The sequence below is a fragment of the Arenimonas soli genome (assembly GCF_014643775.1).
GTDB lineage: Bacteria > Pseudomonadota > Gammaproteobacteria > Xanthomonadales > Xanthomonadaceae > Arenimonas > Arenimonas soli.
Genome location: NZ_BMKC01000001.1, coordinates 331,867 through 345,285, shown reverse-complemented (window position 1 = coordinate 345,285; position 13,419 = coordinate 331,867). Strand labels below are relative to the sequence as shown.

Here is a 13,419-nt window from a genome sequence, read left to right as displayed (position 1 = left end):
GCTGGCCCCTTCCGTCAGTTGGCAGCGGTGCGTTCGGAGGCGGCCTCGTCACCGATATGGCGGTTGAAGAACTCGAGCATCTGCGTGTAGAGGTTCACCCGGTTGTCGACATCGTAGAAGCCGTGCATCTCGCCGGACTGGATGATCATGCCCTCGGGCTTGTTGCCCGCGCGTTCCAGCGCCTTGAACATGACCTCGGTGTTCTCCGGCGGGCAACGCGGGTCGCGGGCGCCGGCGGCGAGGAAGACCGGGATGTCGATCTTGGAGGCATACGTGACCGGCATGGCTTCGGCACGCTCGGACTTGGTCGCGCCGAAGGCACGGCGCATGTAGGCCCGGCCGGACTCGCTGCGGCTGGTGTCGCTGAGCGACATCTGCACTTCGCCGTCGTAGGCGCCGACGTAGCCGAACGCGCAGGCGTACAGGTCCGGCTCGCGGGCAGGCGCCATCATCGCCGAATAGCCACCGAAGCTGCCGCCGTAGATGCACATGCGGTCCGGATCGGCAACGCCTTCATCCACGGCCCAGCGGGTGGCGTCGATGATGTCGTTCATGATGCCGGTGTGCCACTGGCCGTAGGCCATGTCCTGGAAGGCCTTGCCGAAACCGCCCGAGCCGCGGAAGTTGACCTGCAGGGTCGCATAGCCGCGGCTGGCGAACAGCTGGGTTTCCGGGTTGTACAGCCAGTTGTCGCGCGGGCCCATCGGGCCGCCGTGCGGGTTGACGATAAGCGGCAGGTTCTTGCCGTCGCTGCCCTTGGGGATCGTCAGGTAGCCGTAGATGCGCATGCCGTCGCGGTTGACGAAGTCGAAGGGACGCACCGACGCGGAGTTTTCCGGGTTGACCCACTCGCGGGCCTTCATCAGGAACCGGGCCTTGCCGGTGTCGCGGTCGAACAGGTACAGCTCGCCCGGGTTGCGGTCGCTGTAGACCGACACCACGACCTTGCTGCCGTCGCGGGTGGCGGTGCTGAAATTGACGACCTGGCCCGGGAAGGCGCCCGCGAGCGATGCGTAGAGTTCGCTGTCGGCGTGCGCTTCGTCGATCAGTTCGATGCGCGGGATGCCCGCCTCGGTGACCACGGCCAGCGGCTTGTCGTCCGTGGGCGAAACGACGTAGCGGGAAATGTCGGACACCTCGTCCTGGAAGATCTTCTGGAAGGTTCCGGTCTGGCGGTCCAGCGTGCCGAAGGCCGCGGGCTTCTTGCCGTCGTCCTGCAGGGCGTAGATGGTGCCGTCCTTCGCCGTCCAGGCGACGCGGATCTGCTTGCCGTCGCCGATGTCGGCATTGTTCACCAGGGTCCACTTGCCGTCGTCGCCGAGCCGGTAGAGTTCGGTCCGGGTGTCGTACTCGCCTTGCTCGTTTTCCTGGTCGAAACACAGGGCGAAACGCGGCTGCTTCTTTTCGTCCACCGCGAGGCTGCAGTTTTCGCGCGGCGCCGTCGCAAGCGTCTTGCGCACGCCCGACACCGTGTCGACCATCACCAGTTCGGTGTTGGAACCGGTGCGCGAACGCGGTGAAGTGGCCGACATCAGCACGTTGCGCGGATCGTTCTCGAGCGGGTCGACCAGGCTGAAGCGTTCATTGAACACGGCCTTGGCGCGCTCGGCGGTGCCGCGGCTGCCGTAGAAGATGACCGGGCGCGGCTGGCTGCCGTCGGCGTTGACGGCGTACCACTCGCCGGTGCCGAACGGCTGGGCGAAGCTGCCGAACTTGCGGATGGCGGTGAAGATGAGGCGGTCGTCGCCGATCCACTGGTAGCCGGCCACCGACTTCTCGTCGGGCAGCACGTTCACCTTCAGCAGCTTCATGTCCTTGAGGCGGATGACGGTCAGTACGTCCTGGCCTCCGCGATCCACGCCGAGCGCCAGGTATTCGCCGGTGGGCGAGATGCGGGCGCTGGAATAGGTGGCGTGGCGCATGAAATGCTCGACCGAGGGCAGCTCGGCGGCGGAAGCGCTGGCGCCGGCCATCAGGGCCAGCGCGGTAATGACGGTTTTCATCGGAACTCCCCGGTTCGTGTGTGACGACGTCAACACGGAACGATAGGGGGCGCGCCGCTAGGGCGCAAGCGAGTCCAGGGCCTCGGCGAGGCCTTCACGCCAGTGGCCGAGGTCAAGGCCGGTATCGCGCGTGAAGGCACGGGTGTCGAGCCGCGAATAGGCCGGGCGCCGGGCGGGCGTCGGGAACTCGCTGCTGGGGATGGCTTCCAGCGCGGGCGCCCTGGCCAGCAGGCCGCGGTCGACGGCCTGGCGGAAGATCTCGTCGGCGAAGCCGAACCAGCTGCACTCGCCTTCGGCGGCCAGGTGCCAGGTACCGCTGGCGCCGGGCATCGCCACCAGGGCACCGGCGACGCCGGCGGCGATGCGGCGGGCGCTGGTGGGCGTGCCGCGCTGGTCGTCCACCACCCGCAGCCGGTCACGCTCCCGGCCCAGCCGCAGCATGGTCAGCAGGAAATTGTGGCCGTGCGGGCCATAGACCCAGCACAGGCGGAAGATCTTGTGGGCGGCGCCGCTGGCGCGGATGGCCTGCTCGCCGGCCAGCTTGCTCTGGCCATAAACGCCCAGGGGCCCGGTCGGGTCGTTTTCGCGCCAGGGCCGCGACTGGCTGCCGTCGAAGACGTAGTCGGTGGAGAAATGCACCAGGCCGATGCCCGCCTCCGCGCAGGCCCGGGCCAGCACCCCGGGCGCTTCGGCGTTGACCCGCAGGGCCAGGTCGCGCTCGCTCTCGGCGCGGTCCACGGCGGTGTAGGCGGCGGCGTTGACCACCAGGTCGGGTGCCACGCGTGCGACCAGGCCGGCCAGGGTGGCGGGGGCCGCCAGGTCGGCCGGCTCGGCCGCGCCGCCGTCGGGCAGCCGTCCGGTGCGGGTGGCGCAAACCACCTCGCCGAGCGGGGCCAGGGCCGTGCGCAGCGCCTGCCCGACCTGGCCGTTGGCACCCAGCAGCAGCAGGCGCATGCCGGCTCAGCCCTCGTAGGGCGGCAGGCGGTCGGCCGGGATGTCGGCCAGGAACGGCGCGGCGGCGTCCTTGCCCGACAGCATCGGGTTGCCCACCGGCCAGTCGATCGCCAGGTCGGCGTCGTCCCAGCGGATGGCCGCGTCGGCCTGCGGGTCGTAGGTGGCCGTGCACAGGTAGTTCAGGGTGGCCTGCTCGCCCAGGACCACGAAGCCGTGGGCGAATCCCTCGGGGATCCAGAACTGGCGCTTGTTTTCAGCGCTCAATACCGCCGCCGCGCTGCGCCCGAAGGTCGGCGAGCCGCGGCGGATGTCCACCGCCACGTCCCAGACCTCGCCTTCGAGCACCGACACGAACTTGCCCTGTGGACGGGGCCACTGGTAGTGCAGGCCACGCAGCACGCCGCGCCCGGAGCGCGAGACATTGCCCTGCACGAACCGCGGCGCCAGGCCCAGCGGCGCCAGCTTGTCGAGGTTGAAGGCCTCGTAGAAAAAGCCGCGTTCGTCGCCGAACACCCGCGGCTCGAACAGCAGGCAACCCGGCAGATCGGTTTCGGTCACCTTCAAGGCACCGCCCCGCGTTCGACCAGGGACAGCAGGTACTGGCCATAGCCGTTCTTGGCCAGGGGCTTGGCGAGTTCAAGCAGCTGCGCGTCGCTGATCCAGCCGTTGCCCCAGGCGATCTCCTCCGGGCAGCACACGCGCAGGCCCTGGCGTGCTTCGATGGTTTCGATGAAGGTCGACGCTTCCAGCAGGGACTGGTGGGTGCCCGTGTCGAGCCAGGCGTAGCCGCGACCCAGGCGCTCGAGGTGCAGCGTGCCTTCGTCGAGGTAGGCGCGGTTGAGGTCGGTGATTTCGAGCTCGCCCCGCGGCGAGGGCTTGAGCGCCCGTGCGAACTCCGGGGCGCGGCCATCGTAGAAGTACAGGCCGGTCACGGCATAGCTGGACCTGGGCCGGGCCGGCTTTTCCTCGATGTCCACGACCTTGCCGGCGGCGTCGAAGGCGGCCACGCCATAACGCTCGGGATCCTTGACCCAGTAGCCGAAGACCGTGGCGCCGTGCTCGCGCGCGTTGGCGCGTTCGAGCAGGTCGGTCAGGCCGGTGCCATGGAAGATGTTGTCGCCCAGCACCAGACAGCTTGGCCGGCCGGCCAGGAAGTCTTCGCCGATGAGCAGGGCCTGGGCGAGGCCGTCGGGACTGGGCTGGGCCGCGTAGCGGATGTCCATGCCCCACTGCGAGCCGTCGCCGAGCAGGCGCTTGAACAATGCCTGCTCGTGCGGGGTGTTGATGACCAGCACTTCGCGGATGCCCGCCAGCATCAGCACGCTGAGCGGGTAGTAGATCATCGGCTTGTCGTAGACCGGCAGCAGTTGCTTGGACACCGACTGCGTGAGCGGATAGAGCCGCGTGCCGGAGCCGCCGGCCAGGATGATTCCCTTTCTGGGCTGGTCCTTGCGCTTCATTCAGGCCTCCTGGCCAACACGTTCGAGCCGGTAGCTGCCATCGAGCACGCGCTGCGCCCACCCGGCGTTGCCCAGGTACCAGTCCACCGTGGCGGCCAGGCCCTGCTCGAAGTCCACCGACGGCTTCCAGCCCAACTCGGACCGTATCTTGCCGATGTCGATGGCATAGCGGCGGTCGTGGCCCGGGCGGTCCCTGACGAAGGTGATCTGCGATTCGCGCGGCCGGCCGTCCCCGCGCGGGCGACGCTGGTCGAGCAGCGCGCAGATCGCCTTCACGACCTCGATGTTCCGGCGCTCGGCGTCGCCGCCGACGTTGTAGGTCTCGCCCACCCGCCCGGCTTCGAGCACCCGCCGGATGGCCGCGCAGTGGTCCTTGACGAACAGCCAGTCGCGCACGTTGCGGCCGTCGCCGTAGACCGGCAGCGGGTCGCCGGCCAGGGCCTTGAGGATGACCAGCGGGATCAGCTTTTCCGGGAACTGGAACGGCCCGTAGTTGTTCGAGCAGTTGGTGGTCAGCACCGGCAGACCGTAGGTGTGGTGGTAGGCGCGCACCAGGTGGTCGGACGCGGCCTTAGACGCCGAATACGGGGAATTGGGCGCGTACGGGGTTTCTTCGGTGAACCGTCCCTCGTCGCCCAGCGAGCCATAGACCTCGTCGGTGGACACGTGCAGGAAGCGGAAGGCCGCCTGCGCCTCGCCTTCGAGGCCGCGGAAATACTCGCGGGCCGCTTCAAGCAGGTTGAAGGTGCCAACGACATTGGTCTGGACGAAGGCGGCCGGGCCATCGATGGAACGGTCCACGTGGCTTTCGGCGGCGAAGTTGACGACGGCCTGCGGCCGGTGTTCGGCCAGCAGCCGCGCCACCAGGGCGCGGTCGCCGATGTCGCCCTGCACGAACACGTGGCCCGGGTTGCCGTCGAGCGCCGACAGGGTGTCGAGGTTGCCGGCGTAGGTCAGCGCGTCGAGGTTGACCACGCGGATGCCCGACGCCACCGCGTCGAGCACGAAGTTGCCGCCGATGAAGCCAGCGCCGCCGGTAACCAGCCAGGTCTGCATTGCGCTATTCCCGTCGGGTGGAGGAATGCGCGGTCAGAACGGGATGTCGTCGTCCGGGAACGGGTCGTCGCTGCGCTGGGGCGCCGAACCGCCGCCACCACCCCCGCGATTGCCGTAGTCGCCGCCGCCCGAGGGACGGCCGCCGGCCGGACGGGCCGGGCGTTCGGAGCGTCCGCCGCCGCCTTCACCACCGCCGCCAAGCATCTGCATTTCGTTGGCGATGATGTCCGTGAAATACTTCTCGACACCGTCCTGGCCGGTGAACTTGTCGTAGCGGATCTCGCCCTCGATGTACACCTGGCGCCCCTTCTTGAGGTATTCGCCGGCGATCTCGCCGAGCTTGCCGAACAGCTTCACGCGATGCCACTCGGTGCGTTCCTGCTGGTTGCCTTCCTTGTCCTTGCGCACCGAGCTGGTGGCCAGGGACAGCGTGCAGATGGCCATGCCGCCCTGCGTGTACTTCATCTCGGGGTCGTTGCCGAGGTTGCCGACCAGGATGACCTTGTTTACACCGCGCGCCATGGCGAACCGCCTTTGAAGTTTATTGATCCGTGGAAGGCCCGATTATGCCAGCCTTCGCCGCCCGGGCCACTGGCCATTGCCCCCGCCGGGGGTCGGAAACCACCCGTAAAGGGGGCCGGGAATCGTATAATCGCGCCATGTCAGCCCAGCCCCGCCCCGTTTCCCTGCCCGGCATCACCCAGGTCCAGGCCCTCGCCGCCGGCGAGATGGCGGCCGTGGACACCCTGATCCGCGGCCGGCTGGCCTCGGACGTGGTGCTGATCAACCAGATCTCCGAACACATCGTCGCCGCCGGCGGCAAGCGCCTGCGGCCCATGTTGGTCGTGCTGGCGGCCCGGGCCCTGGGCGGCGGCGGGCCGCGCGTGCACCAACTGGCGGCGATCATCGAGTTCATCCACACCTCGACCCTGCTGCACGACGACGTGGTGGACGAATCCGACCTGCGCCGCGGCCGGCGCACCGCCAACGCGCTGTGGGGCAACGCGCCCAGCGTGCTGGTGGGGGATTTCCTGTATTCGCGCAGCTTCCAGCTGATGGTCGAACTCGACTCGATGCCGGTCATGCGCATCCTGGCCGACACCACCAACCAGATCGCCGAAGGCGAGGTGCTGCAGCTGCTGCACGTGCACAACCCCGACACCGACGAAGCGGCCTACCTGCGGGTGATCGAACGCAAGACGGCCGTGCTGTTCGCGGCGGCCACGCGCCTGGGCGCCCTGCTGTCGGGCGCCGACGAGGCCACCCAGCAGGCCATGCACGCCTACGGCATGAACCTGGGCCTGGCCTTCCAGATCGCCGACGACGTGCTCGACTACACCGCCGACGCCGACGCCCTGGGCAAGAACCTGGGCGACGACCTGGCCGAGGGCAAGGCCACCCTGCCCCTGATCCACGCCATGGCCCATGCCGGCGACGAAGTGCGCGCCCGACTGCGGCAGGCCATCGAAACCGGCGACGCCGACGCCATGCCCGAGGTGCTGGCCGCCATCGGCCAGTCCGGCGGCATCGACTACAGCCGGGAGCGCGCGGCCCACTACGCCGACCGCGCCGAAGCTGCCCTGGACGCCCTGCCCGACTCCGAGTGGGCGCGGGCGCTGCGCGGGCTGGCCCGCTACGCCGTCGCCCGCGGGCACTGAATCAGTCGCCGAAGCGTTCGTCGAAGAAGGCTTCCATCATCCCGTAGGCGCGCTTCGCGGCACGGGCGTCGTACGTGCAGCCCGGGCTGTTGGCGTCGGCCTCGGCGAAACAGTGCACCGCGCCGCCGAAGTTCACGAACTGCCAGTCGACCTTCGCGGCCGTCATTTCGTCCTGGAAACCGGCGATCTGCGCCTGCGGCACGTAGGTGTCGGCGGCACCATTGAGCACCAGCACGCTGGCGCCGACCTCGCCCTGCTTCGCCGGCAGGGTTGTTTCCAGGTTGCCGTGGAAGCTGACCACGCCGGCCACGTCGGCACCGCTGCGCGCCAGCTCCAGCACGATGGCGCCGCCGAAACAGAAACCGATGCCGCCGACCTGCGTGGCATCCAGCGGCGCCCTGCCAGCCGAGTCGCGCAGCACGCCCAGCGCGGTTTTGATGCGCCCGCGCAGGGCCTCGCGGTCTGCATACACGGCGCCGGCGGCCTTGCCGGCCTCGTCGGCATTGGCCGGTCGAACGCCGCGGCCGTACATGTCCACCAGCAGGATGACGTAATCGTCGTCGGCCAGGGCCTTGGCCTTTTCGACCGCCACGTCGGTGACGCCCATCCAGTTGGGCACCATCAGCAGGCCCGCTCGCCGGCCGTCCTTGTCGGCGTCGTACACCAGGTAACCGTCGAAGGTGGTGCCGCCGTGTTCCCAGCTCACGGGCTCGGCGACGGCTTTGGCCTGGGCGGTGGCGGCGAGGGCTAACAGCAAGAGCGCGAGCAGGAAACGAGGCATGGCGGAGGGTCCTGGAAAACCGGGGGCAGAGTCGACTTTTCGCGATGCTGTGCCCGTTGCCGTTAAAGCCCGATGAAAAGTCGACTCTGGCCCCGGTTTTCAGGCGACGCCGAGGCCGGGGATGGTGTTGATCAGGTCGGGGTCGAAGCCGGCGGCCTTGGCGAAATGCCGGCCACGGTCGATGTAGTCGCGGTAGCGCGGGAAGCTTGCCGCGCCGGGCGACAGCAGCAGCACGCCGTCGTGACCCAGCGCCTGCAGGCCCAGTTTCACCGCCTCGCTGACCTCCTCGGCCTCGGCCAGGATGAAGCGCCCCCCCTGGGCCAGCGGCTTGAGCTTTTCGTGGATGCGCGGGCCGTTCTGGCCCATGGTCACCACGGCGGTCACCGGTTCGGCGGCAATGCGTTCGACGCACACGCCCCAGTCCAGGCCGCGGTCATAGCCGCCCACCAGCAGGGCGACCCGGCGACCGCGGTAGCAGTCGAGCGCGGCGATGGTGGACTGCGGCGTGGTCGAGATCGAATCGTTGACCGACTCGATGCCGTGGCGCAGGCCCAGCGACTGCAGGCGGTGCGGCAGCGCGCGGAAGCTGGCCGCGGAAGCCGCCAGCGCGACGGCATCCAGGCCCAGGGCTTCGACCGTGGCCAGCGCCGCGCACAGGTTGAGGCGGTTGTGGCGACCGGGCAGCGGCACGTGGCGGGCATCGAGCACCGGTTGTTCGCCGCGGTAGACCATGGCCTCGCGCAGGTGCCAGCCGTCGGCGTGGTTGAACCAGTGCACCTTGGTCGAGGGCGGCACGTCGAGCTCCACCAGGCGGGGATCTCCGGCGTTGAGGACCGCCATCCGGGGCGCCGCGCGGGTGACCAGGGCCAGCTTGTCGGCGTAATAACGCGCCTCGCTGCCGTGCCAGTCCAGGTGTTCCGGGAACAGGTTCAGCACCACCGCCACGTCCACGTCGCTGGCTTCGCCGGTCTGGTAGCTCGACAGTTCGATCGCCCAGTACGCCGGCGGCGGCTGCACGTCCAGCAGTTCAAGCAGCGGCAGGCCGATGTTGCCGGCCAGCGCGGTGCGCGCCCCGGAGGCGCGCAGCAGGTGGGCCAGCAGGGCCGTGGTGGTCGACTTGCCCTTGCTGCCGGTGACGCAGATGCGCTTGCCGGCGGCGGGCTCGGCGAACCACAGGCCGCTTGCGCCGATGAAACGCACGCCATTGAGCGCGGCGTCGGCGGCCGGCGAAGTGTAGGGGCTGATGCCCGGCGACTTAACCACCACCTCGTGTTCGGCCAGCATGTCGGCGTTGACGCTGGTTTCGATGCGCAGGGCCGGGTCCTGCATGTCGCGCAGGGGTTCGGCTTCGTCGTGCGAACAGAACACGGTTACCGGCTGGCTGGGCAGCCGCCAGCGCAGGGCCGCCAGCGCCGAACGGCCCTCGCGGCCATAGCCCCAGATCGCGACCCGTTTTCCTTCAAGCTCCGAAATTCGCACGCAGACGCTCCCACAAGGCGCCGGGGATGCCGTGATCATCCGAGGGTTCGAGCAGCGACGCCAGCCCCCGGTCGGCCGGGTCGAGCTGGGGGCGGATTTCGCGGGAATAGCGCTTCACCAGCGCATCCTCGCGCCAGGCCGCGCTGTTGGCCAGAAGTTCCATGGCCGCGCGTGATTCCCGGCCCTCGCCCACGCACTCGAAGGGCTTGTGGTCGCGGAACTCCATCAGCGCGTCGAAGCCCGGGGCCTGGTCGGCCTCGTCGAGCAGGTTGCGGCCGAAGATACCCATCAGCCGCGGCTTGGGCATGAACGGCGCCAGCGCCAGGAACACGAAGTGGCATTTCGGGCAGACCCCGCACCAGCGCTGCGCCGGGCGTTCACCCAACAGGTGGAAGTTGCGGTTGCAGCTGGAGAAGTACGCGTCGTAGTGGTCGATGCGCGCGAACTGGCGCGCCACCGCCAGCTCCGAGAACGGCCGAAGCAGCGAGTAATAGCGCAGGTCGGCGGCGACGTGGGAGCGCAGGTGGGCGGCGAAGTCGCGCTCGAACTCCCAGCCCTTGGACCACTGGTGGTTCACCTCGCCGGTGCCGGGGATGAGGCTGCCATAGCTGGCCGAGCGTTCATTGGAGAAGACGACCTGGTCGTGGCCGTGCAGCAGCGCGGCCAGGGCCAGGATGGCCGAGTTCACCGCCGTCACCGGGATGTGGCCGTTGAGCGCGCCGCGGCGGTTGAGGTCGAACAGCAGCGGCGACAGCGCCCGCCCGATGTTGAGCGTGGGCAGGCCGGTGCGCGCGGCGCAGGCGGCGATCAGCGGCGAGCCACCGACCCAGGTGACGGTTTGCGCGACGCCGGCGGCGCGCAGGGCTTCTATGCTGACCAGGGAGTCCTTGCCGCCGCCGATGGCGACCACGGCGTGTTCGGAAAGCCCCGCCGGCGGCGCCGGGGCGGCACTGCCCCGGGCCGGGAAAACGATCTTCCCGCGCAGCGACAGCCCGTTGCGGTAGGCGAACTCACCCAGCCCGTTTTCATAGACCGACGTCAGCAGTGCCGCCGTTCCGGCATCGATGTCGTAGGCCTCGATGCGGATTTCCGCCGGCACCGCCGCCTTGTAGTAACTCACGCCCGCCACGAGGTGCAGCAGCCGCAGCGCCCGCTGCACCGCGGCGGCGCGTTCGCCGTCCAGCGCGAACGGCGCACCCGGGAAACGCAGCACCTCGGTCATCACCGGGCCGTCGTCGAAGGCATAGTCCAGGCCCGCCTCGCCGGTGTCGGCATCGAAGCGGCAGTCCAGGAAGCGGAAGGCGCGCACCGCGCCCGGGTCGAAGTCAGTCATCGATCACGTCCTCCTGCGGCAAGGCACGCAGGTTGTAGCGGTTGGCCATCACCGCGCCGTAGGCGCCGGCGTGACCGACCAGCAGCACGTCACCTTCGGCGGTGGCTTCGGGCAGGCGCCGCTGCTTGCCGAGCACGTCGCTCGATTCGCAGACCGGGCCGACCACTTCGCAGGGCGGGCCCGGCGGCGCATCCGGCCGGCTCAGGTTGACGATTTCATGCCAGGCGCCGTAAAGCGCCGGCCGCATCAGGGCGTTCATGCCGCCGTCGGCGCCGACCCGGCGCTGGCCCTGCTTGTCCACCACCTGGGTGACCGACAGCAGCAGCACGCCGGCTTCGGCGACCAGGTAACGGCCCGGCTCCACCCACAGCGCGTAGTGCGGATAGGCCGCCTTGAGTTCGGCCAGGGCGGCGCCGTAGGCGACCAGGTCGAAGGGCGCGGCGTCGGGGTCGTAGGCCACGCCGAGGCCACCGCCGACGTCGATGAAGGACACCGTGCCGATGCCTTCGGCGATCGCCGCCAGGCTGGCGTACACGGTATGCCAGTGCCTGGCGTCGTGGATGCCGCTGCCGATGTGCGCGTGCAGGCCGGTGATGCGGGCACCGGTGGCGCGGGCGGCGGCCGCGAACTGCGGCACCGATTCCGCGGCCAGGCCGAACTTGGCGTCCTTGCCGCCGGTGCGCACCTTTTCGTGGTGGCCCTGGCCAAAGCCCGGGTCCACGCGCAGCACGATGTCACGCCCTTTGAACAGCTGCGGCCACTGCTGCAGCGGCACCAGCGAATCGAGCGTGACGAACACGCCGCGCGCCAGCGCCGCCTCGAACTCGCGCCGCGGCGCGAAGCTGGGCGTGAACAGCACGCGGTCCGGCGCCAGGGTCGGCAGCACGCCGAACAGGTGGTCGAGCTCGCCCTGGGAAACACACTCGAAGCCGAACCCCTCGGCTTCCAGCGTACGCAGGATATCGGGATGCGGATTGGCCTTGAGCGCGTAGAAGCGACGGTCGATCGCCGCCACGTCCATCAGTTCGCGGGCGCGTTCGCGCACCGTCGGCAGGTGGTAGGCGTAGCGCGGCGTGCCGGCCTTCGCTGCGTCCAGCAAGCGTGGCTGCAGGCGTTGCCACCAGGTCTGCGGGCGGCCTTGCGCGGGCTTGTCGAGGCTGCGCCAGCTGGGCCCGAACACGGCCGTCTCGGTCACCGGCATCGCGCCGCACTGGGCCAGCAGCGCGTGCAGGCGCGGCAGCATGTCCTCGTCCAGGTCTTCGTCCAGGACGAAGGTGAGGTTGAGGTCGTTCGATGACTGCGAAATAAGGTGCACGCGCTCGCGGCCGAACTCGGCCCAGACGTCGGACAGCTTGTGCAGCAGCGACCGCATGCCGCGCCCGACCAGGGTGACCGCGGCGCAGGGCGCGATCACCTTCACCCGGCAGACCTGGCCCAGGTCCGCGCACAGCGCGTCGAGCACGTTGGTGCTGACCAGGTTGTCGCTGGGGTCCAGCGACACGGTGACGTTGGCCTCGGACGAACCGATCAGGTCCACCGACAGCCCATGCGCCTTGAAGCGCTCGAACACGTCGGAAAGAAAGCCCACCTGCTGCCACATGCCGATGGTTTCCATCGACACCAGCACGATGCCGCGGCGCGAGCTGATCGCCTTGACGCCGGGCACGGTGGTGGCCGACGCATCGATGACGGTGCCGGGCATGTCCGGCCGGGTGGTGTCGCGGATCCACAGCGGCACGCGCGCCTCGCGGCAAGGGTGGATGCAGCGCGGGTGCAGTACCTTGGCGCCGGTGGTGGCGATTTCCTGGGCCTCGGCGTAGTCCAGGCGCGAAAGCAGGCGCGCCTCGGGCACCTGGCGCGGATTGGCGCTGAACATGCCGGGCACGTCGGTCCATATCTCGACGCGCCGGGCCTTGAGCAACGCGCCCAGGTAGGCCGCCGACGTGTCTGAGCCCCCGCGGCCCAGGATCGCCGTGCCGCCGTCTTCGGCGCGTGCGATGAAACCCTGGGCGATGCGCAGCGCCGGGCCGGCGGCGTCGAAGCGGGCGCGCAGGGCGGCGTCGCCTTCGAAGTCGCAGGACGCCGACAGCCGGCGCGCCCAGTCGTTCTGGTTGGGCAGCGCGCGCGCGGCCAGCCAGTCGCGCGAATCGGTCCAGCCCACGTCCAGGCCCTGCGAACGCAGGTAGGCCACGCCCAGCGTCGAAGACAGCAGTTCGCCCTGGCCCAGCACCTCGGCCTGCCAGGCCAGGTCGCCGCTGGCGCGGCGCGGGTCGGCGGCGAGCGCCTGCAGCGCGGCCAGGCGTTCGCCCAGCACGGCGTCGGGGTCCAGGCCCAGTTCGTCGCGGCAGAAGTCGCGGTGGCGCAAGGCCAGCGCATCGAAACGCGCGGCGGTGCCGGGTGCGTCGGCGTGGCCGTCGCAGATCGCCTGCAGTTCGTTGGTGACACCCGACAGGGCCGACACCACCACCAGCACCTTCGCGCCCTCTTCGGACGCGCGCCGTTTCATCAGCGCGCCAATGGTGTCCCAGCGATGGCGTCGGGACACCGAGGTGCCTCCGAACTTCAGGACGATCCAATCCGGTGCGACGGCACCGGCGGCGGGCGCGGCAGGAGTCATGGTCAGGGTTCTGGCTGGGGGACGCCGGTGCGCGGGGCACGGGCCCGCCGAGTGTAAACCAAGGGCGTGGAGGGGTGA

The 13,419-nt window shown here is 69.7% G+C and carries 11 protein-coding genes; 1 reads left to right on the top strand and 10 read right to left on the bottom strand.

Features of this window, described 5'->3' with window-relative positions:
* Positions 1-14: 14 nt before the first annotated feature.
* Genes IEX13_RS01555 through ssb form a run of 6 tightly spaced genes read right to left on the bottom strand, consistent with a single transcriptional unit; the run spans position 15 to position 5,995 of the window.
* Positions 15-2,003 (bottom strand): alpha/beta hydrolase family protein, encoded by a 1,989-nt coding sequence (locus IEX13_RS01555; RefSeq protein ID WP_229668415.1) that lies wholly within the window; start codon positions 2,001-2,003, stop codon positions 15-17.
* Positions 2,004-2,060: 57 nt separating this feature from the next.
* On the bottom strand, positions 2,061-2,957 hold the full coding sequence (gene rfbD / locus IEX13_RS01550) for a dTDP-4-dehydrorhamnose reductase (RefSeq protein WP_188660421.1): 897 nt from the start codon (positions 2,955-2,957) through the stop codon (positions 2,061-2,063).
* 6 nt (positions 2,958-2,963) lie between these two features.
* Positions 2,964-3,521 carry a dTDP-4-dehydrorhamnose 3,5-epimerase gene (rfbC, locus tag IEX13_RS01545; protein ID WP_188660419.1) on the bottom strand — a complete coding sequence of 186 codons (558 nt, stop codon included), beginning with the start codon at positions 3,519-3,521 and terminating at the stop codon, positions 2,964-2,966.
* The gene (gene rfbA, locus IEX13_RS01540) at positions 3,518-4,417 is read right to left on the bottom strand and encodes a glucose-1-phosphate thymidylyltransferase RfbA (protein ID WP_188660416.1); all 900 of its coding nucleotides are present in this window, start codon (positions 4,415-4,417) and stop codon (positions 3,518-3,520) included. The genes rfbC and rfbA overlap by 4 nt, the downstream gene beginning before the upstream one ends.
* Positions 4,418-5,473: a dTDP-glucose 4,6-dehydratase gene (rfbB, locus tag IEX13_RS01535; protein WP_188660413.1), complete on the bottom strand. Its 1,056-nt coding sequence runs from the start codon at positions 5,471-5,473 to the stop codon at positions 4,418-4,420. It abuts the gene before it with no gap.
* A gap of 33 nt (positions 5,474-5,506) precedes the next feature.
* A complete protein-coding gene (gene ssb / locus IEX13_RS01530) occupies positions 5,507-5,995 on the bottom strand; it encodes a single-stranded DNA-binding protein (protein WP_188660410.1) in 489 nt (162 codons plus the stop codon).
* 137 nt (positions 5,996-6,132) lie between these two features.
* Here ssb and IEX13_RS01525 point away from each other — a divergent pair, with 137 nt between their 5' ends.
* Positions 6,133-7,131 (top strand): polyprenyl synthetase family protein, encoded by a 999-nt coding sequence (locus IEX13_RS01525; protein ID WP_188660407.1) that lies wholly within the window; start codon positions 6,133-6,135, stop codon positions 7,129-7,131.
* 1 nt (position 7,132) lies between these two features.
* Here IEX13_RS01525 and IEX13_RS01520 read toward each other — a convergent pair whose 3' ends face one another.
* The 4 genes from IEX13_RS01520 to IEX13_RS01505 all read right to left on the bottom strand — a co-directional run bounded on the left by IEX13_RS01520 (position 7,133) and on the right by IEX13_RS01505 (position 13,341).
* Complete coding sequence (locus IEX13_RS01520) at positions 7,133-7,912, bottom strand: dienelactone hydrolase family protein (protein ID WP_188660405.1); 780 nt, start codon at positions 7,910-7,912, stop codon at positions 7,133-7,135.
* Positions 7,913-8,011: 99 nt separating this feature from the next.
* Positions 8,012-9,391: a UDP-N-acetylmuramoyl-L-alanine--D-glutamate ligase gene (gene murD / locus IEX13_RS01515; RefSeq protein ID WP_188660402.1), complete on the bottom strand. Its 1,380-nt coding sequence runs from the start codon at positions 9,389-9,391 to the stop codon at positions 8,012-8,014.
* On the bottom strand, positions 9,372-10,724 hold the full coding sequence (gene murL / locus IEX13_RS01510; protein ID WP_188660399.1) for a UDP-N-acetyl-alpha-D-muramoyl-L-alanyl-L-glutamate epimerase: 1,353 nt from the start codon (positions 10,722-10,724) through the stop codon (positions 9,372-9,374). Before murL ends, murD begins: the two co-directional genes overlap by 20 nt.
* Complete coding sequence (locus IEX13_RS01505; RefSeq protein ID WP_188660396.1) at positions 10,717-13,341, bottom strand: bifunctional aspartate kinase/diaminopimelate decarboxylase; 2,625 nt, start codon at positions 13,339-13,341, stop codon at positions 10,717-10,719. The genes murL and IEX13_RS01505 overlap by 8 nt, the downstream gene beginning before the upstream one ends.
* Between the last annotated feature and the right edge of the window lie 78 nt (positions 13,342-13,419).

Bases quoted from the DNA above. Each gene is read 5' to 3' on its own strand.
- IEX13_RS01555 (WP_229668415.1), bottom strand. From the start codon at position 2,003: ATGAAAACCGTCATTACCGCGCTGGCCCTGATGGCCGGCGCCAGCGCT.
- rfbD (WP_188660421.1), bottom strand. From the start codon at position 2,957: ATGCGCCTGCTGCTGCTGGGTGCCAACGGCCAGGTCGGGCAGGCGCTG.
- rfbA (WP_188660416.1), bottom strand. From the start codon at position 4,417: ATGAAGCGCAAGGACCAGCCCAGAAAGGGAATCATCCTGGCCGGCGGC.
- rfbB (WP_188660413.1), bottom strand. From the start codon at position 5,473: ATGCAGACCTGGCTGGTTACCGGCGGCGCTGGCTTCATCGGCGGCAAC.
- ssb (WP_188660410.1), bottom strand. From the start codon at position 5,995: ATGGCGCGCGGTGTAAACAAGGTCATCCTGGTCGGCAACCTCGGCAAC.
- IEX13_RS01525 (WP_188660407.1), top strand. From the start codon at position 6,133: ATGTCAGCCCAGCCCCGCCCCGTTTCCCTGCCCGGCATCACCCAGGTC.
- IEX13_RS01520 (WP_188660405.1), bottom strand. From the start codon at position 7,912: ATGCCTCGTTTCCTGCTCGCGCTCTTGCTGTTAGCCCTCGCCGCCACC.
- murL (WP_188660399.1), bottom strand. From the start codon at position 10,724: ATGACTGACTTCGACCCGGGCGCGGTGCGCGCCTTCCGCTTCCTGGAC.
- IEX13_RS01505 (WP_188660396.1), bottom strand. From the start codon at position 13,341: ATGACTCCTGCCGCGCCCGCCGCCGGTGCCGTCGCACCGGATTGGATC.